General features: G+C 71.1%; 20 protein-coding genes. 10 read left to right on the top strand and 10 right to left on the bottom strand.

Features of this window, described 5'->3' with window-relative positions; translation table 11 throughout:
* The first annotated feature begins 164 nt into the window (after positions 1 to 164).
* Complete coding sequence (locus BCF44_RS21140) at positions 165 to 1,139, top strand: LysM peptidoglycan-binding domain-containing protein (protein WP_116176091.1); 975 nt, start codon at positions 165 to 167, stop codon at positions 1,137 to 1,139.
* 142 nt (positions 1,140 to 1,281) lie between these two features.
* The gene (locus BCF44_RS21135) at positions 1,282 to 3,390 is read left to right on the top strand and encodes an AfsR/SARP family transcriptional regulator (RefSeq protein ID WP_246015360.1); all 2,109 of its coding nucleotides are present in this window, start codon (positions 1,282 to 1,284) and stop codon (positions 3,388 to 3,390) included.
* Here the strand turns inward: BCF44_RS21135 and BCF44_RS21130 are convergent.
* The gene (locus BCF44_RS21130; RefSeq protein WP_147328567.1) at positions 3,371 to 4,090 is read right to left on the bottom strand and encodes a DUF4386 domain-containing protein; all 720 of its coding nucleotides are present in this window, start codon (positions 4,088 to 4,090) and stop codon (positions 3,371 to 3,373) included. The genes BCF44_RS21135 and BCF44_RS21130 overlap by 20 nt on opposite strands.
* Positions 4,091 to 4,172: 82 nt before the next feature.
* Between BCF44_RS21130 and BCF44_RS21125 the strand changes: the two genes are divergently transcribed.
* Positions 4,173 to 6,428: a LuxR C-terminal-related transcriptional regulator gene (locus tag BCF44_RS21125; RefSeq protein ID WP_116176089.1), complete on the top strand. Its 2,256-nt coding sequence runs from the start codon at positions 4,173 to 4,175 to the stop codon at positions 6,426 to 6,428.
* On the opposite strand, the gene BCF44_RS21120 is transcribed toward BCF44_RS21125, so the two are convergent.
* Together BCF44_RS21120 and BCF44_RS21115 are read right to left on the bottom strand one after the other, a co-directional pair.
* Complete coding sequence (locus BCF44_RS21120; protein ID WP_116176088.1) at positions 6,382 to 7,170, bottom strand: class I SAM-dependent methyltransferase; 789 nt, start codon at positions 7,168 to 7,170, stop codon at positions 6,382 to 6,384. The genes BCF44_RS21125 and BCF44_RS21120 overlap by 47 nt on opposite strands.
* A 66-nt stretch (positions 7,171 to 7,236) precedes the next feature.
* Positions 7,237 to 7,635 carry a VOC family protein gene (locus BCF44_RS21115; RefSeq protein WP_116176087.1) on the bottom strand — a complete coding sequence of 133 codons (399 nt, stop codon included), beginning with the start codon at positions 7,633 to 7,635 and terminating at the stop codon, positions 7,237 to 7,239.
* 60 nt (positions 7,636 to 7,695) lie between these two features.
* Between BCF44_RS21115 and BCF44_RS21110 the strand changes: the two genes are divergently transcribed.
* Together BCF44_RS21110 and BCF44_RS21105 are read left to right on the top strand one after the other, a co-directional pair.
* Complete coding sequence (locus BCF44_RS21110; RefSeq protein WP_116176086.1) at positions 7,696 to 8,691, top strand: helix-turn-helix transcriptional regulator; 996 nt, start codon at positions 7,696 to 7,698, stop codon at positions 8,689 to 8,691.
* Between the two features lie 69 nt (positions 8,692 to 8,760).
* On the top strand, positions 8,761 to 10,614 hold the full coding sequence (locus BCF44_RS21105; protein WP_116176085.1) for a glycoside hydrolase family 9 protein: 1,854 nt from the start codon (positions 8,761 to 8,763) through the stop codon (positions 10,612 to 10,614).
* Positions 10,615 to 10,616: 2 nt separating this feature from the next.
* Here the strand turns inward: BCF44_RS21105 and BCF44_RS21100 are convergent, their stop codons facing one another.
* Positions 10,617 to 11,480, bottom strand: a complete 864-nt coding sequence (locus BCF44_RS21100) for an alpha/beta fold hydrolase (protein WP_116176084.1) — start codon at positions 11,478 to 11,480, stop codon at positions 10,617 to 10,619.
* A gap of 93 nt (positions 11,481 to 11,573) precedes the next feature.
* Here BCF44_RS21100 and BCF44_RS21095 point away from each other — a divergent pair, with 93 nt between their 5' ends.
* From BCF44_RS21095 to BCF44_RS21080, 4 genes are all read left to right on the top strand, one after another.
* Complete coding sequence (locus tag BCF44_RS21095) at positions 11,574 to 12,155, top strand: PadR family transcriptional regulator (RefSeq protein ID WP_116176083.1); 582 nt, start codon at positions 11,574 to 11,576, stop codon at positions 12,153 to 12,155.
* A gap of 50 nt (positions 12,156 to 12,205) precedes the next feature.
* The gene (locus BCF44_RS21090; RefSeq protein WP_116176082.1) at positions 12,206 to 13,798 is read left to right on the top strand and encodes a long-chain-fatty-acid--CoA ligase; all 1,593 of its coding nucleotides are present in this window, start codon (positions 12,206 to 12,208) and stop codon (positions 13,796 to 13,798) included.
* 99 nt (positions 13,799 to 13,897) lie between these two features.
* Positions 13,898 to 14,608, top strand: a complete 711-nt coding sequence (locus BCF44_RS21085) for a DUF2306 domain-containing protein (protein ID WP_116176081.1) — start codon at positions 13,898 to 13,900, stop codon at positions 14,606 to 14,608.
* A 101-nt stretch (positions 14,609 to 14,709) separates the two neighbouring features.
* Positions 14,710 to 15,957 carry a cation:proton antiporter domain-containing protein gene (locus BCF44_RS21080; protein WP_116176080.1) on the top strand — a complete coding sequence of 416 codons (1,248 nt, stop codon included), beginning with the start codon at positions 14,710 to 14,712 and terminating at the stop codon, positions 15,955 to 15,957.
* On the opposite strand, the gene BCF44_RS21075 is transcribed toward BCF44_RS21080, so the two are convergent.
* From BCF44_RS21075 to BCF44_RS21060, 4 genes are all read right to left on the bottom strand, one after another.
* Positions 15,942 to 17,255, bottom strand: coding sequence for a jacalin-like lectin (locus BCF44_RS21075; protein WP_170217658.1), 1,314 nt, complete (start codon positions 17,253 to 17,255; stop codon positions 15,942 to 15,944). The two genes, BCF44_RS21080 and BCF44_RS21075, sit on opposite strands and share 16 nt — an antisense overlap.
* Positions 17,252 to 19,111, bottom strand: coding sequence for a phosphatase PAP2 family protein (locus BCF44_RS21070; protein ID WP_246015357.1), 1,860 nt, complete (start codon positions 19,109 to 19,111; stop codon positions 17,252 to 17,254). Before BCF44_RS21070 ends, BCF44_RS21075 begins: the two co-directional genes overlap by 4 nt.
* A 229-nt stretch (positions 19,112 to 19,340) precedes the next feature.
* On the bottom strand, positions 19,341 to 20,102 hold the full coding sequence (locus BCF44_RS21065; protein ID WP_116176077.1) for an SDR family NAD(P)-dependent oxidoreductase: 762 nt from the start codon (positions 20,100 to 20,102) through the stop codon (positions 19,341 to 19,343).
* Complete coding sequence (locus BCF44_RS21060; RefSeq protein WP_116176076.1) at positions 20,095 to 20,718, bottom strand: TetR/AcrR family transcriptional regulator; 624 nt, start codon at positions 20,716 to 20,718, stop codon at positions 20,095 to 20,097. The genes BCF44_RS21065 and BCF44_RS21060 overlap by 8 nt, the downstream gene beginning before the upstream one ends.
* 128 nt (positions 20,719 to 20,846) lie before the next feature.
* Here BCF44_RS21060 and BCF44_RS21055 point away from each other — a divergent pair, with 128 nt between their 5' ends.
* A complete protein-coding gene (locus BCF44_RS21055; protein WP_116176075.1) occupies positions 20,847 to 21,233 on the top strand; it encodes a VOC family protein in 387 nt (128 codons plus the stop codon).
* Positions 21,234 to 21,317: 84 nt separating this feature from the next.
* Here the strand turns inward: BCF44_RS21055 and BCF44_RS21050 are convergent, their stop codons facing one another.
* The gene (locus tag BCF44_RS21050) at positions 21,318 to 22,868 is read right to left on the bottom strand and encodes an ABC transporter substrate-binding protein (RefSeq protein WP_246015354.1); all 1,551 of its coding nucleotides are present in this window, start codon (positions 22,866 to 22,868) and stop codon (positions 21,318 to 21,320) included.
* On the bottom strand, positions 22,865 to 26,089 hold the full coding sequence (locus BCF44_RS21045; protein ID WP_147328566.1) for an EAL domain-containing protein: 3,225 nt from the start codon (positions 26,087 to 26,089) through the stop codon (positions 22,865 to 22,867). Before BCF44_RS21045 ends, BCF44_RS21050 begins: the two co-directional genes overlap by 4 nt.
* Positions 26,090 to 26,157 lie beyond the last annotated feature (68 nt).

Raw genomic sequence — 26,157 nt, 5'->3', positions numbered from 1 at the left:
CCCGCTCCTCCCCCGCCCTCCTCCGGCGTGGACGGTCGCACGACCCGTCGACAATCCGTCGACAGCCAACCCTCGCCGCGGTGCGTTTCTGACGAGCGTTGTCGACGGATTGTCGACGCGCGTTGGCATGGTCGTCGCCGACGTCCGCAACAGGAGGGGAATCCATGCCCGACTTCGGAATCGACGTGTCGCAGTGGAACAACGTCACCGACTGGAACGCTGTCAGCGGCAACAACATCTCCTACACTTCCGTGAAGCTCACGCAGGGGGACTACTACTTTTCGCCGACCTGCGTCGCGCAGGTGGACGGCGCTCGGGGCGCGGGCATCGCGGCGGGCGGCTACCACTTCGGCGACCCCGGTCCGGGCGTCGGCGCGAACGTCGACACGTTCGCCGGCATGGCCACCAAGCTCGGGGTGCTCGGCGCCGGCTCCTTCCTCCCGATGCTGGACATCGAGGACTCGCCGACCGACCACATCCACTGGGATGCGGGCACTGCCAACGGATTCGTCGCCGACTGGATCCGACTGCTGCGCGAGGCCACCGGCGTGCAGCGGGTCGCGGTCTACGCCAGCCTGTCCACCTGGCGCAACACCCTGCGTCCGGACGAATGGGCCGACGGCGATGTGGCGGTCTGGCTCGCCCTGTTCAACGGCGCGCCCGGCGACACCGGCGGCTACAGCCATCCCCGGCTCGCCCTGCACCAGCATAGCGACGAAGGCGTCGTGCCGGGTGTCGCCGGGCCGGTCGACCGGGACGTCACCGTCGGCGCGTTCACCCTCGCCGACCTCACCCTCGGGGGCTCCGGACCGGTGCCCCCGCCCCCACCGCCGCCGTCCGGTCGGACGTACACCGTGCAGGCCGGCGACACGCTGTCCGGCATCGCCGCCCGGTTCGGCACCACCTGGCAGCATCTCCAGCAGATCAACGGCATCGCCGATCCGAACCGGATCTTCCCCGGCCAGGTGCTGCTGATCGACGGGCCCGAGCCGGCCCGCCGCACCTACACCGTGCAGCCCGGCGACACGCTGTCGGGCATCGCCGCGCGCTTCGGCACCACGTACCAGGCGATCGCGGCGGCCAACGGCATCGCCAACCCGAACGTGATCTTCCCCGGGCAGGTGCTGATCATCCCCTGACCGGCGCCAACCCCTCCGCCGATCAGCAGCGCCGGCACGGTCCGACGTATCCGACAAACGGGCCGCCGCTCCTGTCCTGGCAGGTGACACAACCTGTGCTGGGGGCGGTGTGGGCGATATTCCGCGTGTCGTTGACATCCGGGTGCTGGGTTGTCTGGAGGTCGACGTCGACGGCGTGCCGGTGAACCTCGGCGGGCCGCGGCTGCGGGCCCTACTCGCGCGGCTGGTCGCCGCCGACGCCCACCCGGTCGCCGTGTCCGCGCTGGTGGAGCTGCTGTGGGGACTGGACGCGCCGCTGGACGCGGACCGGACCGTGCGCACCTACGTCTCGCGGCTGCGCAAGGCGATCGGGTCGCCGGAGCTGATCATCACCCGCGCCCCCGGCTACCTGTTGCGGGGCGACCCCGACCTGGTCGACGCCGTCCGCTTCGAACGGCTGGCGGCGGCGGGCCATCGGTCGCTGGAGGCCGGCCGTCCGGACGTCGCGATCGGACAGCTGGCGGCCGCGCTGCGCCTGTGGCGGGGCGACGCCTACGAGGACTTCCCGGGTCTGCCCGCCCTGACGTCCGAGGGACGCCGCCTCGCGCAGCTGCGCCACGACGCCGTGCAGGACCGGATCGACGCCGAGCTGGCGACCGGCCACGGCCAGCACCTCGTCGCCGAGCTCGAGGGGCTGACCACGAGCCATCCCGAGAACGAGCGGCTGTGGGGCCAGCTGATGACGGCGCTGTACCGCGCGGGCCGGCAGACCGACGCGCTGGAGGCGTTCCGCCGCGCCCGGCTGGTGCTGATCGAGGAGTTCGGCGTCGAGCCGTCGCCGGTGCTGACCGACATCCACCGGCGGATCCTCACCCAGGACGACAACCTGCTCGGCCCCGGCCCACAACGCGCACAGCACACCGACCAGCTCGAAGCGGCGCTCGCCGCCGGCACGCAGGCGCTGTGCGTCGACGGCAGCCTGCTGACCAGCCGGCAGCAGTTCGAGATCACCTTCCGCCTCGCCGAACAGGCCGGCGACGCCGCCGGTCAGGCGCTGGCAGTGTTGGGACTGTGCGGTTTGTGGGTGCACGAACATCGCACGGCGACCACCGCGAACCAGATGCGGTCACGGCTGCGGCACGCGCTGGCTGCCGTCGATCCTCGGTCGCCGCTGGCGCTGCGGCTCCGGATCCGCCTCGCCGGCGAGTCCCAGTACCAGCACGCGGAGCACGACGAGATCCTCGCCGTGCTCGCCGAGGCGCGCCTGGCCGGCGACCCGGTCGCGCACGCCGAGGCGCTGAGCATCGCTCACCATTGCGTGCTCGGCCCCGACCACGGCCGGCTGAGACAGACGCTCGCCCTGGAGCTGATCGGCGAGAGCGACCGGACGGGGCGGCCCATCGACCGGTTGATGGGCCTGCTGTGGCACACCATCGACCTGTTCATGGCGGCCGACCCGCACGCCGAGAGACGGCTGGGCGAGCTGGAGCACCTGCTGGCCGACCGCGAGCACCTGGCGGTCGGCTTCGCCGTGACGGCGATGCGCGTGATGCTGACGATCCGCGCCGGCCGGTTCGAGGAGGCGGAGAAGCTGGCCCTGTCCTGCGCCGAGCTCGGGCAGGAGGCGGGCGACGCCGACGCGATGGGCTGGTACGGCGCGCAGCTGGTGGCGATCCGCTGGTTCCAGGGGCGGCTCGCCGAGGTCCTGCCGATGCTGGACGAACTCGTGCACTCCACCACCCTCAGCACCATCGACAACTCCTACTTCGCCGCCCTGGCGGCCGCCGCGGCGATCACCGGCGACCAGCGCAAGGCCGCGAGCTCCCTGGCCCGCCTGACCGGTCACGGCCTGGCCGCGCTGCCGCGGTCGAGCACGTGGCTGGTGTCGATGAGCGGCATCGCCGAGGCCGCGTACCGGCTCGGCGACACCGCCACCGCCACCCAGGTGTACGAGCAGCTCCGGCCGTTCGCCGACCTGCCGATCATGCCCAGCCTGGCCGTGGCCTGCTTCGGCTCCGCCCACCACTCGCTGGGCATCGCCGCGCTCACCACCGGCGACATCGACCGCGCGGTGCGACATCTGCACACCGCGATCCAGCACAACCTCGCCCTCGGGCACTGGCCCGCCGTCGTCGTGTGTCGAATCCGCTACGGGCAGGCGCTGCTGCTGCGCGGCCGGCCCGGCGACGCGGCTGCCGGCGAACGAGAAGTCGTCGCCGGCACCGAGCACGCGGCCGCGCTGGGCATGTCGATCACGGCGTTGCTGGACTGATCCCCGCCTGTTCGTACCATCTCCCGTTGTTCACGCCTCGGACGATCAGCCACACCTGCATCGGCACCTCTGCCAGCCCGGCGGCCACCGCGATGGCCGGGAACAGCGCGGTGGCCAGCGGCGGCCACAGATACAGGCTCCAGCCGACGCCGTCGACCATCAGCAGCACGCCCAGCAGCCTGGGCAGGAACCGCGATCGCAGGACCAGATAACCGGTCAGCACGCACCAGAACCCGAAGAAGGTCAGGTCGACCTGGAACGCGGCGCCGTTCAGCTTGACCAGCTCGGCGGCCAGCCCGGGAGCCTGACCGCCGCCGCCCTTCAGCACAACCAGCGGAGCGAGGTAGAGCAGCGCGGTGACCGCCTGCATGGCGCTGGTGATGATCACCATGAAGGCGGCGACCGGCGACACCGTGCGGTTCACCGGCTTGAGCACCTGGTAGATCAGCAGGCCCCAGGCGAGGTGGAACCCCACGCCGGCAAGGGACAGCAGGAACCCGAAGCGGAACAGGGTCTCGTGCGCCAGGATGTTGTGCGCCGTGGCGGCGTCCCCGCCGGGCACGACGAACTGCCCGAGGATCACCACCTGGCCGCCGGCCGACGCCGTTCCCTCCAGCGCCTCGAAGACGCCGGCCAGCCTCGCCCTCGCCCGGGGCGACATCGTTGCATCGGGGGCGATCAGGGTGTTTGCCGTGGTCACACCGGCCACCGTAGGAACGGCGCCGGCCGCCCGGTATCACGGGAATTCGTGATGGGCGCGGGATAGTAGGGTTCGAGGGGTCATGGCCAGACCTGCGCGCCGCCCGGGCAACCTGCCGGCCGATGCGACCAGTTTCGTGGGTCGCCGCCGGGAGCTGGCCGAGGTCCGGCAGAAGCTCGCCAAGGCGCGGCTGGTCAGCCTCGTGGGTCCGGGCGGGGTCGGCAAGACGCGCCTGGCCCTGCGGGCCGGGACCGAGCTGGCCCGCGGTTTCCCGGACGGGACGTGGCTGGTCGAGCTGGCCGATCTACGGGATCCAGGCCTGGTGGCCAACGCCGTGCTGGCCGGGCTCGACCTACGGGATCAAGCCGCCGAACCGGCGGAGCTGGTGCTGTCGTATCTGCGTGACAAGCGGCTCTTGTTGGTGGTGGACAACTGCGAGCACCTGCTGGCGGCCACCGCCGCGCTGCTGAGCAGGATCCTGCACACCGCGCCGGGTGTGTGCGTGGTCGTCACCAGCCGGGAACCGCTGTCGGTGGCGGGCGAGCATGTCGTCACAGTGCCGCCGCTCGATCTTCCGTTGGCTCAGGCGTCGCTGGTACAGGTGCGCCAGAACGAGGCCGTACAGCTGTTCGTGGAGCGTGCGACGGCCATCGGCCGGTTCGAACTGACCGCCGCGAACGCGTCGGCGGTGGTCGAGCTGTGCCGCCGGCTCGACGGCCTGCCGTTGGCGATCGAGCTGGCCGCGGTCCGGACCAGGGTCCTGTCGGTGGCGCAGATCCTTCCCCGCCTCGCCGATCGGTTCGCCCTGCTGACCGGTGGCCAGGCGGTGGCGCCGCGCCACCACACGCTGCGAGCCACCATCGACTGGAGCCACGACCTGTTGACCGCCGACGAGCAGGCCCTGCTGCGGCGGCTGTGCGTCTTCGGTGGACGGTTCACCGTGGACGACGTCGAATCCGTTTGCGCGCAGGACCTTCCGGCTGCGGGCGTGTTGGATGCGGTGGCGTCGCTCGTGGACAAGTCGCTGCTGATCCGCGACGACGTCGGCGAGGTGGCGTGTTATCGGCTGCACGAGACCATGCGCGAGTACGCCGGCATCAAGCTGCGCGAGGCCGGTGAACAGGAATCGTTCGAACGGCGCTGCGCGGAGTACTACCGCGACCGCTGCCTGGAGTCGCTGCCGCAGGTCCGTTTCCGCCTGCTCGAGTGGCTGGCCTGGATGGACGTCGAGATCGACAACATCCGGTCCGTGCTGGGGCAATGCGTGCTCCGCGGCGACCGGCGGCTCGGGCTCGATCTCGCCGCCGCCGCGGGGTGGTTCTGGGCCACCCGCGCCACCAGCGAAGGCGTCCGCTGGCTCGACGAGTTGGACGCCGGGGAGCACCTCCTCGCCCAGTTCATGCGCGGGTTTCTCGCCGTGCTCCAGGCCGATGCCGACACCGCCGGTCCGCTGCTCCGACGGGCCGCGGCCGCCGCCGAACGGGCCGGTCTCGTCCCCGTTCAGGTGCATGCGTTGACGCTGGCCGCCATCGTCGCGCACACCGCCGGCGAGGACGGCCACGATCTGCTCGAGGCCGCCGCCGGTCTCGCGCCGAACGACCATCTGTCCACCATCTCCGTGCGCCAGGCGGAGTCGATCATCGGGCTCTTCGACGGCGACCTCGCCACCGTCCGGACCGCGGCCGCCGACGGAATCCGCCGGTGCCGCGCGGTCGACGACCTGTACGCGCTGGAGATGATGCTGGCCAACCTCGCCCTGGCCACGCCGGACTTCGACGAGGCGCGGCCGCTGCTCGCCGAGGCCCTGCACATCGCCCGCCGCCTCGACGACCGGGTCGCCCAGCACCACGTCCTCGGCGCGCTCGCCTGCCACGCCGCCGCAACCCAGCAGCAGCGGCTCGCCGCCCAACTGCTCGGCGCCACCGAGTCCCTCCGCGCCGGCACCACGCTGCGGCCGTACCTGACTCCAGCGCTGGACACCGCCCGTGCAGCCACCCGAGCCGCCCTTGGCGACACCACTTACCAGGCGTGCCTCGAGGACGGCCGACGCCTGAGCCGTGCCGACGCCATCGCGCTCGCGCTGGGCGAACCCGCCCCGGCCGCCGCCACCAGCACAGCCGCCGGCCCGCTCACCCCGCGCGAGGCCGAGGTGGCCCACCTCGTCGCCGAGGGCCTGAGCAACAGGCAGATCGCCACCCGCCTGCACATCTCCGACCACACCGTCGACAGCCACATCCGGCGCATCCTCGTCAAACTGGGCTGCACCTCCCGGACTCAGGTCGCCACCTGGATCACCGACGCCGGCCGGTCAGGATCGTCACCCGAACCCGCTCGATGAACGGCCGATGCGGTTGGAGCGCCTCGCCCAGCCGCTCGGCGAACCGTGGACGCTCCGCCGGAGCGGGCAGCCGGTCGACGGGCAGCGCCGAATAGACACCGCCGACGACCTGTTCCAAGCTGAGCTCGTCGGTGTAGTCGACAGCGGTGACGGCCACGTCGTAACCGGCGGCGGTCAAGCTGTCGCCGTATCGTTGTCGGCTGGCGTCATCCGTGCCGCAGGCGGCGGACGGCTTGCTGCCGAACCAGTCAGCCAGGCTGTCCCGCAAGGCGTGGGACCACGCGGAATCCTGGAGCCACAACGGTGTTCCGTTGGCGACCACGGCAATTCCGCCGCCGGGCCGGACGACGGGAACCGTCGCGCGGAACAACTCGTCGTGCCGCATCCAGTGCAGTGCCTGACCGACGGCCACCATCCCCACCCGCTGGTCGCCGAGCAGCGCGCCCAGCGCCGGCATGTCGGTGTCGGCCCCGATCACCCAGCTCACGTTGTCGACCCCGCGCTCAGCGGCGGCCCGGCGTCCGCGCAGCAGCATGTCCGGCTCCGGGTCGACGGCGACCACCGACCGCACGCGGTCGGCGATCGGCAGCGCCAGCTGGCCGGTTCCGCAGCCGAGATCCACCACCACGTCGTCGGCGGTCAACCCGAACGCGTCCACCAGCGAGTCGATCACCGCCGGCGGATAGCCACGGCGGAACCGGTGGTAGAAGTCGGCGACCTCGCCCCGAAATCCCAGGTCCATGGCGACAGTCTGGGCATCTCAGCGGCACCTCGACGGCCGTTCTGCCCACAGCAGCGCCGGGTTCGCTCAGGCCGACCACTTGGCGATCGCCTGCTCGGTGACGGGGGTGAAGAGGTTCACGAGCGTGCCGTCGGGATCGCGTACGAGCAGGGACCGGTTGCCCCAGGGCATGTCGGTGGGCTCGGCGACGACGTCGACCGACCTGTCGACCAGCCGCTTGTACTCGGCGTCGACGTCGTCGACGAGGAACTCGACGATGAGGCTGTGGTTGTCGGCAGGTCGGGCGGCGCCGGGCCCGAACAGGGCGACGGTGCGGGTGCCGCCGATGGCCAGGGTGAACGCCGGGGTGGCGATCTCGGCGAAGTCGGGCGTGGCCCAGGCGGCGGTCAGGCCGGTGACGTGCTCGTAGAAGTCGACGAGCCGGGCGACGTCGTCGGTGATCATGCGCAGCGAAGAAATCCTCATGCCCACGACGCTAGAACCAATACCGGGCAGATTCCGCCCGGTATATGACACGATGTCGATGTGGCCCGCCCTACCGCCCGCGTCCTCGCCCTGCTGGAGATCCTGCAGGGCGGCGGCACGCACACCACGGCCACGCTGGCCGACCGGCTGGACGTGGACGAGCGCACGGTCCGCCGCTACCTCTCGCACCTGATCGACCTGGACATCCCGATCGACTCGGTGCGCGGCCGCTACGGCGGCTACCGCCTCGCCGCCGGCTACCGGATGCCGCCGCTGATGCTCACCGACGACGAGGCGCTGGCGATCGTGCTCGGGCTGGTGGCCGGCCGCCGCGCCGGGCTGGTGACCAGCTCGGAGGCGGCGGTCGAGGGAGCGGTGGCCAAGCTGCGACGAGTGCTGCCGAAGCAGCTGGCGGCCCGCCTCGATGCGCTGTTGCAGATCACCGACTTCACCGCGCCGGCACGTCCGGTGATCACCCCGGCCACCGCGATCCTGCTGCGGCTCGCCGAGGCCGCCCGCAACCGCCGGCCCGTGACGATCGCCTACACCGGCCGCGACGGCCGCCGCACCGACCGGACCCTGCACCCGTACGGCGTGGTCGCTCATTCCGGCCGCTGGTACGTGACCGGCGCCGACTCCGCCAGCGGAGACATCCGCACGTTTCGGCTGGACCGCATCGCTCACACCGCTGTCGGCGACGGCACGTTCGAGGTGCCGGCCGACTTCGACCCGGCGGCCCGGGTGCTCGACGGTCTCGCCCGAACCCCTTGGCAGCACTCGGTCTCCGTACGGGTACGGGGAGACGCCGACGCCGTCCGCTCAAGGCTGCCGGCCGGCATCGCGTCGGTCCAACCCATCGACGGGGAGCCGGGCTGGGTTCGGCTGCGCCTGCGGGCCGAGCGCCTGGACTGGGTGCCCCGCGTGCTCGTCGGCCTCGACTCGCCGTTCGTCGTCGAGGAACCACCCGAACTCCGGGACGGCATCCTGGCGCTGGCCGAACGGCTGCTCGACAGCATCGCCGACGGGCGCGTTGACCGGCCCCTTGGCAGCAAGTAACGTCCTCCACAATAATTAGGAAACTTTCCTAACTGTGGCCTGCCGCCGGCCCCTGCACCGGAGGAACCCATGCGAGTTGCGACAGCAGCGATCGCGGCGATGGCCGCGGTCGCGTCGGTGAGCGCCGCCGTGCCCGCGGCGGCGGCGACCACCGCTCAGATCCGGGTGGACGAGGTCGGCTACGCGACCGGCGAGACCAAGGCCGCCTACCTGATGGGCACCACCTCGAACGCCGGCGCGACCTTCACGGTCACCGACGCCGCGGGCAAGTCGGTGCTGACCGGCAAGGTCGGCGCCAGCACCGGCAAGTGGAGCACCGCGTACTCGGCGGTCTACCCGATCGACGTCTCCGCGCTGAAGACCGCCGGCACGTACCAGATCAAGGTCGGCGGCACCGTCTCCCCGGCCTTCCGGGTGGACAGCGCCAGCACCCTGTTCGCCCCGCTGGCCGACGACACGGTGACGTTCTTCCAGATGCAGCGGGACGGCGCGGACGTCATCCCGGGCGTCATGAACCGCAAGCCGAGCCACCTCACCGACAAGACGGCCGCCGTCTACCAGACGCCGACGTTCGACGGCGAGACGATCACCAGCAAGATGACCAAGACCGGCACGACGATCGACGCCTCGGGTGGCTGGTTCGACGCCGGCGACTTCCTCAAGTTCACCGCGACGGCCTCGTACTCGGTGACGAATCTCCTGCTGTCGCAACGGGCTCACCCGAACGCGGCACTGGCGGCGGAGGCGCAGTACGGCCTGGACTACCTGAACAAGATGTGGGACGCCCGCAACGGCGTCCTGTACGCGCAGGTCGGCATCGGCATCGGCAATCCCAAGGACAACTTCGTCGGCGACCACGAGGTGTGGCGGCTGCCGGAGGCCGACGACGCCCTGACCGCGCCGGTCGGCGACAAGAACTACTACATCAAGTACCGGCCGGTGTTCGCGGCCAACAAGCCCGGCGAGAAGATCAGCCCCAACCTGGCCGGCCGCATGGCGGCGTCGTTCGCGCTGGCGGCCCAGAACCTGGCCGCCACCGACAAGGCGAAGGCCGCTCAGTACCTGTCCACGGCGGCGACGATCTACGCGCTGGCCAACACCGCCGGCGGCAGCATCGTCTCGGTCTTCCCCCACGAGTACTACCCGGAGTCTTCCTACCTGGACGACCTGGAGCTCGGCGCCGCCGAGCTCTCCCTGGCCGCCACCGCGCTCGGCGACAACCGCGCCACCGGCTGGGCGACCGACGCCGGCAAGTACGCCAAGGCGTACATCGCCAGCAGCAACCACGACTCCCTCAACCTGTACGACACCAGCGCGCTCGCCCACGCCGACCTCGTCACGCTGCTGCGTCGCGCAGGCGCCCCCAAGCTGGCCGTCACCGAGTCCCAGCTGACCGGTGACCTGGCCCGTCAGCTGTCGGCAGCGGTCGCGCAGGCGGCCAAGAGCCCGTTCCGCACCGGCTGGCCGATGCAGGACGGCGACGGGGCCACCCACACCTTCGGCCTGATGACCACCGCGCTGCTGTACGGCCGGCTGACCGGCAAGCACGACTACGACGCCTTCGCCACCCAGCAGCGCGACTACGTCCTCGGATCCAACGCGTGGGGCATCTCGATGCTGATCGGTTCCGGCAACTTCCCGAAGTGCGTGCACAACCAGGTGGCCAACCTGTCCGGCAGCCTCACCGGCAGCGGCAAGATCGCGGTCGGCGGCGTGGCGAGCGGCCCGACCGACGCCCACCAGTTCGACACCATCGACCCGCTGCCCGACGGCTACCGGGCGTGCAGCGACCCCTCGTACAAGACCTACGACTCCACCGCGGTCCGGTACCTGGACAACATCCTCACGTGGGCGACGAACGAGCCCGCGGACGACTACACCTCGACCGGCACGCTCGCCCTCAGCCTGGCCGCGGCGGGCTGACGTCAGGAGAAGAACGCCCGCAGCTGCGCGGCGACGACATCCGGCCGGCCGCCGGCGTTGGCCTTGCTGACGTCGGCGGCACTGCCGTGGTCGAGCCCGGGCAGGTCGACGACTGTCGCATTCGGCACGACGGCGGCGAGTCGGTCGATCGCCGGGTGCAGGAACTGGAGGCCCTTGCCCGCGCGCAGCAGCAGGACCTGCGCCTTCACCGCGGCGAACTGGTCGACCGTGCCCTCCATCTCGGCCAGCAGCACGCCCTCGTAGTGCAGCGTCGGTGCCAGCCGGCGCATGGTCACAGCGTCGGGTGCGGCGTCGCGCTCCTCGGCCTTCATGAACTTCTCGGTGACGGCCTCGAGCAGGAACCGCGGCATGATCCGCATGGCGGCCGGCGCCAGGTCGAGCCCGAACATGCTGGTGATCAGCGCGGCGGCCACCTTGCCGCGGGCCATCTCGTCGTCGAACCGGGCCAGCCAGGCGGTGTGCTTCGTGCCGTCCATCAGCAACGCCGGCTCGTAGGCGACGACCTTGTCGATGGCGCCGGGCAGCGTGCGCGCGGCCTCCAGCACGGCGACGCCGCTGGCGCTGACGCCGAACACGTTGCGGGCCCCGGTGTGCGCGAGGATCGCGGCGAGGTCCTCGACCTCGTGCCGCACGCCGTAGTCGGCCGGGTAGGGCCCGCTCGCGCCCCGGCCCCGCCGGTCCGGCAGGTAGACGGTGAACTGGTCGGCCAGCGCCTGCGCCAGGCTCAGGTGGCTGCCCGCGTGCTGGTTGGAGCCGTGCAGCAGCACGACGCCGGGGCCGGCGCCGACCTGCCGGTAGCCGATCGTGGTGCCGTCGGCCGAAGTCACTGATCCCGTGGTGAACATCGAAACTCCCCCTCCGCTGGTGGTTGCTCGCGACCAATAGTTGCACTGCGACTAGTTGATGTCAACTAGTTCGATTGTGGGTAGCATGACGGCATGACCAAGAGCTCGCCGCTGGCCCTCACCGTGCTGTCCCTGCTGCACTACCGGCCGCTGCATCCATACGGCGTGCAGCGGCTGCTCAAGGAGTGGGGCAAGGACCAGGTCGTCAACGTGGACCAGCGGGCCGGCCTGTACCGGACCATGGAGCGACTGCTGGCCGCGGGCCTGATCGCCGTCCGCGAGACCGGCCGGGACGCCCAGTACCCCGAGCGGACGGTCTACGAGGTGACCGAGGCCGGCAGCGCGACCGCCCACGAGTGGCTGGACGCCATGCTGGCCACGCCCAAACAGGAGTACCCGGAGTTCCCGGCCGCGCTGTCGCTGCTGACCATGCTGGCCCCGGACGCCATCGCCGACGCCCTGACCCGCCGCGCCGCGGCGCTGGAGGCCGCGGTGGCCGCCCACAAGAAGACCGACGGGTTGCCGCGGATTCTGACCATGGACTCGGACTACCTGCTGGCGATCACCACCGCCGAGCTGACCTGGGTACGCGGGGCGCTGGCGGATCTGGCGGCCGGCCGGCTGGCCTGGACGGAGGACGAGCTCGCGGCGCTGGCCGGTGACCAAGGCGAGTGATCACCGTCTGGGGGCTGCCACCGGAGTGAACGGTGTGTACTGTCCCGGTCATGGCAGGCCCTGACACGCCCACCGTCACCGACCTGCTACTGGCACGAGCGGACGACGCCCACCCGGGCCTGCGGTTCGAGGATTCCTCGTGGTCCTGGGCCGACCACATCCGCACCTCGGCCGCCTACGCGGCGGCCTTCCGCGCGTTGCGCCGGCCCGAACTTCCCTTCCACATCGGCATTCTGGCCGACAACCTGCCGGAGTTCTCCTTCGCGCTCGGCGGCGCGGCGCTGGCCGGCGCGGTCCTGGTCGGCCTGAACACCACCCGGCGCGGCCCGGCCCTGGCCCGCGACGTCCGGCTGGCCGACTGCCAGCTCGTCCTCACCGAGTCCCGGCACGCGGACCTGTTGGCCGGCCTGGATCTCGGCGTCGACGCCGACCGGATCATCGACGTGAACTCCCCCGCCTGGCGGGAGATGACAGCCGCGGACGCGCCGCCGGCGCCGGCGCCCGCCACCCCGGACGACCTGCTGATGCTGATCTTCACGTCCGGCACCAGCGGCGATCCCAAGGCGGTCCGGTGCACCCACGGCAAGATCGCGTTCCCCGGCCGCATGCTGGCAGACCGCTTCGCTCTGTCCACATCGGACACCGTCTACCTGTCGATGCCGATGTTCCACTCCAACGCGATCATGGCCGGCTGGTCGGTCGGACTCGCGGCCGGGGCGACGCTCGCGTTCCGCCGCCGGTTCTCCGCCTCCGGCTTCCTGCCCGACGTCCGCGCCTTCGGCGCCACCTACGCCAACTACGTCGGCCGCCCGCTGTCCTACGTCCTGGCCACGCCGGAACGTCCGGACGACGCCGACAATCCGCTGCGCATCGTCTACGGCAACGAGGCCGCCGAGAAGGACATCCCCCGGTTCGCCGCGCGGTTCGGCTGCCGGGTGCTCGACGGCTTCGGCTCGACCGAGGGCGGCGTGGCGATCGTCCGGACGCCGGACACGCCGCCGGCCGCGCTCGGCAAGCTCACCGACGGCACCGTGGTCCTCGACCCGGACACCGGAAAACCTTGCCCGCCGGCCGAATTCGACGCCAACGGCCGGTTGCGCAACGGCGAGCAGGCCGTCGGCGAGTTGGTGAACACCTCCGGCGCGGGCTGGTTCGCCGGCTACTACGGCGATCCCGAGGCGAACGCCGCCCGGCTGCGCAACGGCTGGTACCACAGCGGGGATCTCGGCTACGTCGACCAGGACGGCTACTGCTACTTCGCCGGGCGCACCGGCGACTGGCTGCGGGTCGACGGCGAGAACCTCGGCACCGCGCCGATCGAGCGGATCATCGCCCGGCATCCGGACATCGCGCACGTCGCCGTGTACGGGATTCCCGATCCGACCGTCGGCGACCAGGTGATGGCGGCGGTGGTGTCCCGCCCCGGCACCACGCTCGATCCCGACGACTTCGCGACGTTCCTCGCCGCGCAGCCCGACCTCGGCCCCAAGCAGGCGCCGCGGTACGTGCGGATCACCGCGGAGTTGCCGCGCACCGCGACGTACAAGGTCCTGAAGCGCACGCTCGCCGCGCAGGGCCTCGACTGCGCCGATCCCGTCTGGCACCGCCCGGCCGCCGACGCGCCGTTCCACCCCGTCGGGTAGTGGGTCTAGCACCACCCCGACGAAGGCCCCCAGAACCAGTGCCCCCACCGGCCGCGCCGCAGCAGGATCTAGGCGCACACAGCCAAGGGGGCCACGCAGATGTCCGTGATCACACGACCGGAACCGACCACCACCGCCGCCGGCGGCCGACGCCGGCGCCGCTGGCCGCTCATCTCGTTCGCGGTGCTGACCATCGCGATCCTGATCTACATGGTGCGGGTCTACGTGCCGCCGGAGATGAGCACCAGCCGGGTGCACTTCGACCAGGTCTGGGAATACGTGGTGCTGGTGGGCCACATCTTCACCGCCACGGTGGCCACGGTCACGGGCCTGGCCCAGTTCTGGCCCTGGCTGCGCAACAACCACCCGCGGGTGCACCGCTGGACCGGCCGCGCCTACTTCTTCCTCGGCGTGTTCCCGTCCTCGGTGCTGGCGATCCCGATGGCCGCGCTGGCGGCGTTCGGCGTGTCCAACCAGGCCGGGCTGGTGGCGATCGACGTGGCGTGGATCATCACCGCCGTGGCCGGCTACCGGGCCGCCCGGCAGCGCCGGTTCGCCGACCACCGCCGGTGGATGATCCGCAACTACGCGCTGACGTTCGCCTCGCTGTTCAGCCGGCTCGTGACGCCGGTGGTCGCGATGCTCGTCGTGTCGCAGGCCACCGGGCCGATCTACCGGGGCGACGGCCTCGCGATCTCGCACGACATCGCCAGCGGCAGCGTCTGGGTCGGCATCGTGCTCCCGGTGGTCGCCGCCGAGTGGTATCTCCAGCGCCGCTACGGGGTGCCGAAGGCCACAGCGCGGACGTGACTCGAATTCGTCGAAAGGGCCGGCTGGCAAGGTCCGATGTGGACCCGGTCGATTATGATCCGAGCCGCCCCGGCCCGACGACGAAAACGAGCATCGGTCGAATGAACTCCCTCTTCCTCGCGATCGCCGTCGCGCTGATGGTCCGGTCGCTCGCGGCCGCCCGGCTGGACCGGTGGAACCTCGGCGCGCCGGTGGTGATGGTGCTGGCCGGCGTCGCCGTCGGCCTGCTCAACGAGGACTCGCTGTCGGCCGTGCTGAACACGCAGGCGGTGCAGCAGGCCGCGGAGATCATCCTCGCGGTGCTGCTGTTCACCGACGCCACCGAGGTCCGCGGCGGCCGCCTGTTCGGCGGCTCCGCCGGCCCGGTCGCCCGGGTGCTGCTGATCGCCCTGCCGCTGAGCCTGCTGCTGGCGATGGCGTTCGGCTGGCTGCTGTTCCCCGGCCTGCCGTGGCCGGTGCTGCTGCTGATCGCCGGGGTCGTGGTGCCGACCGACTTCGCCCCGGCCGAGCGCCTCGTCCGCGACCGCGGGCTGCCGACCCGCGTGCGCAGCGCCCTGAACGTGGAGAGCGGCTACAACGACGGCATCGTGTCGCCGCTGTTCCTGTTCGCGCTGATCCTCGCCGGCGATCACGACCAGCAGCGCACGCCGCTGGACGCCCTGGGCACGGCCGTGCCGTTCGCGCTCAAGGCCCTCGTCGTCGGCGTCGTGCTCGGCACCGTGCTGGCGCTGCTGATCAACGCGGCGGAGCGAGCCGGCTGGATGACCGACCAGTCCGGCCGCATCACCGTGCTGCTCGCCCCGCTGCTGACCTACACCGTCACCGTCGGCATCGACGGCAACGGGTTCGTCGCCTCGTTCATCTGCGGCGTCGCCTTCCGGTACGTGCACCGGCTGGTCAAGGCGCGCCGGCTTCGCACCGCGCCGGCCGGTGCGACCCACGCGCTGAGCCAGGACTTCCACCTGCTCGAGGACATCACCACCGTGCTGACCATGATCATGTGGTTCATGGTCGGCATCGCCGCCGTGCTCACCGTCCTGATCGGGATCCCGTGGCAGGTGGTCGTGTTCTGCGCGCTGGCCCTCACCGTGGTCCGGGTGGGACCGGTCCTCCTGTCGTTGATCGGCTCGAAGTTCTCCGGGCGTGAGCGGCTGCTCGTCGGGGCGCTGGGGCCCCGCGGCACTACCTCGATCGTGTTCGGGCTGCTGGCGTTCAACCGGCTGCCGGAGGGGTCGACCGCCGACACCATCCTGGTGATCACGGTGGTCTGCGTGCTCGGCAGTGTGCTGGTGCACGGCATCGGCGCGCGACCGGTCACCCAGCTGCTCACCGTTCAGCGTGCGGTGTAGATGACGCCGACCTTGTCGAGCTCGTCGCCGGACCGGCCGTGGAAACCGGCGATCTGCCAGCCGGTGGGCGCGGTTCGGGTGACGCAGTCCGAGGTGGTGGAACCGCCGGCGAGCGCGTGCCCGAGGTTGGTGACGAACTGCGCCGAGAAGATCCGCGTGTGGCCCTGGTAGCTGCCTTCGCACAGGGTCACCGAGGTGAGGTATTCGTTGCTGCCCAACGTGAGTGACGACTGCGTGCCGCCGCTGCCGCCGTGCGTCAGCGTGGTGCCGTTGGTCAGCCTGACACCGACCTGGTCGACGCGGGAGCCGCTGCGCATGGTCAGCGTCTGGACAGCGGCCGGCATGGCGTTGACGTCGGTGAAGTAGTCGCCGTGCGGGCCGCCGAACTGCTCGGACAGCTGGAGCGCGGGATTGCGGCTCCAGCTGAACTTCACGGTGATCGGGTCATGGTCGGAAAGCATCTTGCCGGCGTCGTCGAGGAACTTCGCGTGCTCGTTGTTGTAGTACGAGGCGTTGAGGTTGACGAGCTTGCTGCTGCGGTAGAGGACCTTGTCCACGACCTCGCAGTCGTTGGTGATGTTCTGCTCGTCGCACAGCAGCGCCGGGCTGCCCGGCGCGGGAGCGCTGCCGCCGCGCACGAGTTGCACCCAGGCGTCGGTGAGTCCGTTGGTGGCGGCGAAGTTGGCGATGGTGTCGGCGCTGCGGGTGTAGCGGGTGTTGGTGTCGCCCATGACGATCACGGCGTTGCCGGCGGAATGCGTCTGGACGAAGTCGCTCAGCTGAGCCAGGTTCGACGCCCGGGAGGCCTCGTCGCCGCTGTTGTCGCCGGCATTCGTGTGCAGGTTGTAGACATCGACGTAGACGCCCTCGGCGAGGCGCATCCGCATGAAGGTGAAACCCTTGGGCGTCAGGCAGTCCCCGGAGTCGAGCTGGCACGAGTTCCAGTGCACGCGCTCGAAGTCGTCCTGGTCGTACGGCAGCGACGACAGGGAGTTCAGGCCGCTGCCGACTCCCGCGCCACCACTGGTGGGCGTGCGGTACGGGTGGTTGTCAGCGGCGTAGAGGGCGGCGTGGTAGTTGAAGTCCTCCTCGACGTGCACGAGGTCGTACGGGCCGAGCCGCTGCCCGATCGCGGTGGTTGCCGACTGGCGGGGCGTCGGCGCGCTGGAGATCCCCTCGGGCAGGCCGGCGACGTTGTAGCTCAGGACGGAGAACGTGCCGCCGTCGGTGGTGTCGGCGTGCACGGCCGCCGGGGACAGCAACGTCGCGGCGGCGACCAGGGCGACAAGGCGTTTCACGAGTGCTCCCACAGGATTCGGACGGACAGGCTGGTCGGGGTGTAGGTGGGGACCGCGCGCAGCCCCGGGGCGGTGACCTTGATCGCGGCGAACCGGCCGTGCAGGTTCCGCGCGGTGAGCACTCGGATCTGCCCTCGCGGGCACGCTTCGTCGACGAGAATCTCCAGGACGCCGCCCGAGATCACCATGGAGCCACCGGCGGCGGAGAGGGTGTCGCCGAGGCGGAGGGTGAGCACTCCCCCGACCTGCCGGTAGCTCTGCACGTGCAGGCCGCAGTTGAGTTTCACGGTGCCGCCGGTGACTTCCACCGGCCCGGTGCCCAGCGCGCTCGGCGAGGCGGCGACCAAGGTCCCGGCCTGGAGCCGAGTTCCGCCGCAGTACCGGTTGTCTCCGCTGAGGGTCAGGGTTCCGGCGCCGGCCTTGGTCAGGCCGCCGGCGCCGGCGATGTCGTTGCGCCAGTTGTCGTCGGCACAGAAGCCATTTCGTGCCGCGTCCATCGAGACGTGGACGTCCGCGTCGAACGCGCCGTAGCCGTCGGCCGCCGCGAAGAGATTCAACCGCCCCCACTGCTCGGGGCCGGTCAGCAACGCGTTCGCCGCCGGGAAGGCCGTCGTGCGCAACACTTCCCGCCGCTGCCCGGCGTCGAGGTAGGGCAGCCGGGTCTCCAGCAGCACCTCCGCGCCCTTGGGCACGGTCATCGGTGCTTTCGTGCCCTCGCACGGCAGGTTGTAGGTGGCGTGCGAGGCCACCATCGCCGCGTTCGCCCGGCGATTCGCGTACTCGTCCGGGCCGGTGTGCGCCTTTGCGTACAGGGTGTCCGGGGTGGTGCCGGTCTTCGAGGTGAAGTACCGCAGCGCCTGATCGCGCGCGGCCGCCTTGAGCTCGGCGTTGGCCGGGTCGGCGAGGGTCGCGGCCGCGAGCGCGGTGCCGAGGATCCGACCACCGATCACGTCCAGCGGCGAGTGCATGCCGGCGACGATGCGGGTGTCGGCCAGGTCGTAGGCCCGCGCCACCAGCTCCTGGAACCGCTCCGGGATCGCGTACGCCAACGCCAGGCACGCCAGATGGAATGCGTTGGTGTGGCCGCTCGGGTAGCCCGCATCGTCCACCGGACTGGTGTTCCGCTGCCGCAGCAACTGCGGCGCCACAACCACATCGGACTGGTACACGGGGAATCCGAAGGCGTCGAGGTGTCCGGTGTCGACGACCCGGCTGTCCGCGTTGAGCCGCCACGGCCGCGGGTACTGGTAGGCGTACTTGCTCGGGTTCCCCGACGCGTACGGCCCGCGCAGCGTGTCGACCAGCTGCGCCACCAGGCCCAGCTCCGAGTCCTCCGCGCCGGCTCCGAGCGCCGATCCCGCCGGCGCGCCCGTCGGGATCGCGTCGTCGATCGTGGTCGGCGGCGTGCCGTCCGGTGCGGTGACGATGTTCGTGACGGCCTTCGCACCCGCGCGGTAGAGATCGGCCAGCGGCCCCAGGCCACCGATCGCCGCGTACGACTGGTGCTGGCGGTCATAGACGAACGCCCGCTTCGCCTGCGCCACCGTCCGCGATCGGGTGACGGCGACGACGTGACGGATATTCGCCCGCAGCACCGTCGAATCCAACACCCGGCCGTCGTTCCAGGTGGTTCCCGTCCGCCACAGCCGCTGCATTCCGGCGAGCGCCCGGACGGCGGCATTGCTCTGCACCGTCCGGTTCGCCGAAATGTTGGTGCGGTAATTGTCGACGAACGCCAATACCGACTCGTCCGCTTGTGCGGCGGAAACATCCACCGCCGGCGCGACGGCCAGGCCGGCCGCGACTAGGGCCGATCGGCGCAGCAAGGCCCGCCGCCCCAAGGTTCCCGATCTCAAATTCCGTCTCCCGTGCCGACCGTCCCAGGCAGGCCGACGGGAATGGAGCCGATGCTCACATTCGCCGCGGGCCGCCAGGAATGATCAGCTGCCGGGAGCCGACCGTCAAGAACCGTCGGAAGGGATTCTCCGGTCCGCAACCTGCCGTATGCCGAAACACATTTGACGGTATCTCGAATTCGTCGAATTCGACGTCCTCGCCGTTTTCACGTCGGATCGGCCGAGGTCGTCAGGCGGTCACGCCGCCGTCCACCACGAGGTCGTGCCCCACCGCGAAGGTCGACTCCGGCGAGGCCAGCCACAGCACCGCATTCGCGACCTCGGCGGTGGTGCCGACGCGGCCCAGCGGGACCGTCGACGCGACCCGGGCGGCCCGGTCGGAGTCGGTCTCACCGGGGCGTAGGGACATCTCGGTGTCGCTCGCGCCGGGGCTCACCGCGTTGATCCGGATGCCGTCGCCGATGTGATCGCGGGCCGCGGTCCTGGTCAACGCGCTCACGGCGGCCTTCGACGCTGCGTAGGCGGCCATGCCGGGCCGCCGGCCGTGCGGGCCGATGCTCGACGAGATGTTCACGATCACGCCGCCGCCGTGGCCGCGCATGTGCGCGATCTCGTGCTTCATGCACAGGAACGTGCCGGTGACATTGGTGGCGAACACCGCCGCGAACACGTCGTCGTCGATGTCGGCGGTCGGGGCCGGCTTGGCGGCGATGCCGGCATTGTTGACGGCGATGTCCAGGCCGCCGTGCCGCTCGACGGTGGTGGCCACCAGGTTCGCCACCTCGGCGGCGTCGCTGACGTCGGCGACCACCGCCGTGGCGGTGCCGCCCGCCGCCTCGCACTCCTTGACCGTCTGCGCCAGCGCCTCGGCGTTGCGCCCGGAGACGACCACGGTCGCGCCCTCGCGGGCGAAGGCCACCGCGATGGTCCGGCCGATGCCGGAGCTGCCCCCGGTGACCAGCGCGACCTTGCCCGTGAACCGTTCAGCCATCGCCCCTCATTTCAAGACCATTCGTACCAGAATCGGGCTGCACCACGCGGCGTGCCTCCCGCGCCGCGTCCCGCACGCGATCCGCCGCGTACTCGCTCTTGCCGAACACCCGCATGCCCTGCAACAGGGCCATCAGCATGCGGGCCAACGCCCGCGGGTCGCTACCGGCGCGCAGCTCGCCCTCGGCCAGCGCCCGCGACAACGCCATCGTCAGCGACGTCTCCAGGACGTCCCAGCTGTGTTCCACCAGGCGCACCGCCGAGTGGTCGCCCGGCAGCCGCTCCGTCGCCGCGTTGACCACCATGCAGCCGCGCCGCTGCTCGTCGGCGAGGATCTCGTCCGCGAACCGGTCGACCAGCCGCTGCACCGCCGCCAGCGCCGAGCCCGGGCCCGACAGGTCCCGCACGATCTGGTCGTTCGTCCGCTCCACGTACCGGCCCAGCGCCGTCGTGTACAGATCGTGCTTGGTGCCGAAGGTCGCGTACAGGCTCGCCTTGGCGATGCCGAGGTGGGCGACGAGGTCGTTGACCGAGGTCGCCTCGTATCCCTTGCGCCAGAACAGTTCCATCGCGGCTTCGCAGGCCCGGCCCACGTCGAACTCCCGATGCCGCGCCATGCCCCCACCGTAACAGATTCAAGAACGCCCGGTCCAGAAAGCGTGAGTGGCAACCAGGACAGGATCTGACCTGGTCGGGCTCTAGCGTCCCTCGGGACAGCCGAAACCGACACCTGGAAGAGGTCGCCATGCTCGATCACGTCATCCTCGCCGCGAGCGATGTGGACCGTTCGCTCGCCTTCTACGACAAGACCCTCGCACCGCTCGGCATCAGCCACGCCGTCGACTTCGACGGCGCGGCCGGGCCTGAAGGCCACCCTGACCTCAAGGGCTACAGCGACGGCAACCGCTACCTGTTCTGGCTGCGCGAGGGGGCGGGTGTCGCCGGGACCGTTCGCATCGGCTTCGCGGCGGCGTCCAGGGAGCTGGTTGACGCCGCGTACGCCGCGGCGATTGCCTCTGGCGGGACGGACGATGGGGCGCCGGGCGATCGCGTGTACTACGGGCCCGGGTACTACGCCGCCAACGTGCTCGATCCGGACGGGTACAGCCTCGAGTTCGTGTGCAGGGGATAGTCAGCAGGTGATGGTGCCGCGGCGCCGGCCATCGAGAAGCCTTCATTGTTGTAGTTGGGCATGCCGCTGGGTCGGTTGGGCCGCTCAGACGAACGAGACGGTGCGGAACTGGAACGACGACAGCGGCAGGCCGCGGTCGGGAATGAAGCCAGTGACCTTGTTGGTGTAGGCGTCGACCTGGTTCTTGAAGCCCCACACGACATATCCGCCGTGGTCGTACTCCAGCTGCTGCGCGTCCTGGAGCAGCCGGTTGCGCCGCGCGGAATCGAGTTCGGCGCGGGCGCTGGCGATCAGGGAGTTGAATGTCGGGTCGTTCCAATGGCATTCGTTGTACGGCGCGTTCGGCAGCGAACCCTGGCCTACCTGCGGCAGGTAGCTCCGCGTGTACCAGTAGTCCTGGGCGAAGTCCCAACTCAGATAGTCGTTGCCGTAGAAGACGCCGCTGTCGACCACGCGCACCCGCACGTCGATCCCGGCGCCGGCGGCCTGGTCGGCGAACAGCCGGGCGGCGGCCACGGCGGCGGCGTCGATCGCGTCGGAGGTGACGATTTCGAGCTGGAGACCGGGGTGGCCGGCGCTGCGCAGCAGCGACCGGGCCTGGTCCAGATCCTGTTGCCGCTGCGGAAGTTGCTTCGCGTAACATACGTCGAACGGCGCGTACAGGTCGTTGCCGATCCGGCCCTGGCCGTTCAGGGCCTGGCTGACCATCTGCTCGCGGTCGACGACCAGCCGCAGCGCCTGCCGCACCCGGGGATCAGCCAGCGGCGGGGTGTCGACGCGCATCGTGAACGGCGTCCAGTTGCCGGTCTCGGACACCAACACGTTGCCGCCGGCCGCCTTCACGGTCGCGATGCGCTCCGGCGCGAGGTTGTCGATCGCCTCCACCTCGCCGCGCAGCAACGCCTCCAGCTGCGCCTCGTCGTCGGCGAAGTCGATGATCACCAGCTCGTCGACGTACGGCTGGTCGCCGCGCCAGTAGCCGGTGAACCGGGGGAAGGAGCTGCGGTCCCCCGGCGTGAAGGCGCCGAGCCGGAACGGCCCGGTGCCAACGGGTTTCGCCGGATCGAAACCGACCGGCACCACCGCGTTGTAGTACTGCGCGAGCTCGTCCTGGAACAGCGCGTACGGCTGGGTGAGCGGGATGCGCAGGGTCCGGGCGTCCAGCCGGCGCAGGCCCGCGAGGTCGATGATGCTCAGCGCCGCGGCCCCGTTGTTCGCCGACGTACCGATGATGCGGTGGAACGTGAAGATCACGTCGTCGACGTCCAACCGCTTGCCGTTGTGGAACTCCACGCCGTCGCGCAGCCGGAGCGTCCAGGTGCGGCCGTGATCCGACGGCTCGATCGACTCGGCCAGCACCGGCAGGATGTTGTACGCCACGTCGTGCACGAACAGCGGCTCGTACAGGTTGGAGACCCGCGCCTGGTCGGTGTAGGTCGGCGGGTGGTGCGGGTCGAGGCCGTCGGCGGCGCTGCCGCCGGTGATGCCCACCCGCAGCACTCCCCCGTGCTTGCTGGGCCCGAGCGCCGCCGCGCTGACCGACCGCGTGTCCTGGTCGTCGGCGCAGCCGGCGGCTAAGGCGCCGACGCCGAGCAGCGCCCCGGCCCGCAGCACGGCGCGCCGCGAGACGGTCACGACACGCGCGCCGCGGTCCGCATCGCCCGCACCGCGGCGATGTCGCCGGGCGGCCCGGCCTTCGGCCGCCCCAGCAGGAATCCCTGCGCCTGGTCGCAGCCGAGCTGCCGCAGCGCGTCGAACTGGGCGGGCTCCTCGACGCCCTCGGCGATCGTGGTGAGGCCCAGCGCCTGGCCGAGCCGGATCACCGCGGTCACGATCTCCCGGTCGGACGGGTCGGTGATCAGGCCGGCGACGAACGACCGGTCGATCTTGACGAAGCTGACCGGCAGCCGCTTGAGGTAGGTCAGCGAGGAGTAGCCGGTGCCGAAGTCGTCGATGCCCAGCCCCACCCCGAGCTCCCGGATCCGCTCCAGCTGCCGCAGCGTCGCGGCGTCGGCCTCCATCAGCACCGTCTCGGTGAGCTCCAGGGTCAGCGCGGACGGTTCGAGCCCGGCCTGGGCCAGCGCGTGCTCGATCGTCTCGGCCAGGTCCGGCCGGGTCGCCTGGCGGGCCGACAGGTTGACGGCGGTGCGCAGGCCCGGCCCGGCCGCGCCGCTGGCCCGCCACGCCACCAGCTCGCGGCAGGCCTGCTCCAGCACGGACGTCCCGATCGGCACGATCAGCCCGCTGTCCTCGGCGACCTGGATGAACGTGCCGGGCGCGAGCAGCCCGCGATCGGGATCGTCCAGGCGCACCAACGACTCCACGGCCACGGTGTCGCCGGTGCAGATGTCGACCACGGGCTGGAAGTGCAGCACGAACCGGTCGTCGCGCAGGCCCCGGCGCAGCGCCGACGCGATCGCGATCCGGTCCACGGCCCGTGCCTGCAGCCCGGCGTCGAAGATCTCGCAGCGGTTCTTGCCGCGCGTCTTGGCCCCGTACATCGCGGCGTCGGCCTCGCGCAGCAGGTCCTCGGGCGCCGGCACCCGGCCGTTGGCCAGCGCGATGCCGACGCTGGCCGTGACGACCACCTCGAACGTGCCCACGGCCACCGGCTCGGCGAGCACGCCGGCCAGCCGCTCGGAGATCTCCACGACGTTCTGCTCGCCGGCCAGGTCCTGGCACAGCACCACGAACTCGTCGCCGCCGAGCCGCGCGACGGTGTCCAGTGGGCGGATGTTGCCCTGCAACCGCCGGCCGACCTCGCGCAGCACCTCGTCGCCGACGTCGTGCCCGAGGCTGTCGTTGACGTCCTTGAAGCCGTCCAGGTCGATGAACAGCACGGCCGTCAGCTCCGGATGCCGGTCCGCGCGGGCCAGCACCTGCCGCAGCCGGTCCATCAGCAGCGTCCGGTTGGGCAGGCCGGTGAGCGGGTCGTGCATGGCCTGCCGCACCAGCCGGGCCTCGGCCTCGCGCCGCTCGGTCACGTCCTCGACCTGCGTGACCAGGTACGAGGCCTCGCCGTCCTCGGCGTGGATCGTGCAGGCCGTGACCTGCGCCCACACCACCCGGCCGTCGGGCCGCAGGTAGCGCTTCTCCAGCCGGTGCGGCACGGCGTCGCGCTGCTTCGCCACCGCCACGACCGCCATGCTGGCCGCCTGGTCGTCGGGGTGGGTGACGTCGCAGACCCGCAGCGTCAGCAGCTCCTGCTCGCTGCGGCCGAGCATCTCGCACAGCGCCCGGTTGACCTGGAGGAACCCGGCGTCCATGTCGACCAGGCACATGCCGATCGACGCGTGGTCGAACGCCTTCTGGAACCGCTCCTTCGCCTCCCGCAGCGCGGCTTCGGCGGTGCGCTGCGCCGTCACGTCGATGCCGGTCGCGATCACGTGCGTGACGGCGCCGCTGTCGTCCACCAGCGCGGTGTTGGACCAGGCGATCCGCAGCTGCCCGCCGTCGTGGGTGAGCCAGGGGCACTCGAAGGTCTGGGGGAACTTCGCCGGCGTCAGGTCGGCGAAGTGCGCCTCGATGCAGGGCCGGTCCTCGGGCAGCAGGAACAGCTCCCAGCACAGCCGCCCGAGGACCTCCTCGGCGGTGTAGCCGGTGGTGAGCTCGCAGGCCCGGTTGAACCGCACGATGCGGCCGTCGCGGTCCATCACCAGCACCAGGCTGCCGGCGATCTCCAGCACGGCGTCGACGAAGTCCCGCTCGGACCGCAGCGTCCGCTCCGCCCGCTGCTGCTCCTCGACCATGTGCTGGAGGCGCTCGGCCATGCCGTTGAAGGCCGTGGCCATCACGCCGACCTCGTCCCGGCTGCGCACCTGCGCCCGGCCGGTCAGGTCGCCGTCGGCGAGCGAGGCCGCGACGCGGGACACGGTGCCGACGTCGGTGGTGATCCGGCGAGACTGCCAGACGGTGAGCAGCACGGTGACCGCCAGCACCGCCAACACGGCCGCCAGGGCCAGCTCCCGGCTCATCGAGTCCATGTCGATGCGGGCCTGGAGCATCTCGGCCTCGTGCTGGGACAGTGCCGTCGTCAGCGCGGACACGGACGCGACGGCGCTGTCCACGGCCTGGTTGAGGGTCGGCCGTCCCAACTGGATCTGGGCCGCCTGCACGAAGTTCCGGGTGATCATCGTGCCGAGGTTGGCCACGTTGAGGTACGTGGACGTCAGCAGCGGGCCGAGCGCGTTCTGCACGGCGCGCGCGGACGAGCCGCCGCCGTCCTGGAACGTGGTGAACAGGTCGGACTGCAAGCCGTCCGCATCGGACGTCAGCGTCGCCACGGTGGCGGCGACATCGGTCCGGTCCGACAGCATCACGCGGCCGTCGGCGAGCATCCCGTCGACGGTGTCCCCGACCGCCCTCGTGTGCACGACGATCGCCGGCGCGCGCACCGCCAGCGCGTCCGCGATGTGATAGGGGCTCAGTTCCGGGTCCAGCACCAGGTTCGAGGTCACGCCGACGTAGGAGACGAGCGTTCCCAGGTTGGCGACCATCAGCGAGTGGAACGCCGCGTCGGTGCCGGGATCGTGCTGCCCGGCCTCCCAGGACCGCCAGTTCTTGGCCAGCGTCGCCGGCAGCACGTTGGCGTTGAGCTGCGCGCCGGTCGTGCGCAGGTCGTCGCCGACCCGGGCGTCGACCTCCAGCAGCGCGGCGAAGTCGGCGTCGACCTTGGACTGGGCGTCGTGCAGCGGCTCGGACTGCCCGGCGGCCGCGCGCCGGTCGAGCGTCTTGTCCGCCGTCACGTCGACCAGCAGCGCCTGGAGCGGCCGCAGGTAGTCCAGGCCGCGCAGCTCGTTCCGGCTGAACTCGATGCGCTGGCCGTTGTTCACCATCAACAGATATGTGGAGGTCACCAGGGGCAGCGTGAACGCCAGTCCGATGATCGCAAGTCTGTGCCAGACACGCGGCCGCCACCAGGCCG

Source organism: Kutzneria buriramensis, assembly GCF_003387475.1.
GTDB classification, from domain to species: Bacteria; Actinomycetota; Actinomycetes; order Mycobacteriales; family Pseudonocardiaceae; genus Kutzneria; species Kutzneria buriramensis.
The sequence above is the reverse complement of the archived record's forward strand: the minus strand, read 5'-3'. Positions and strand labels throughout refer to the sequence as shown.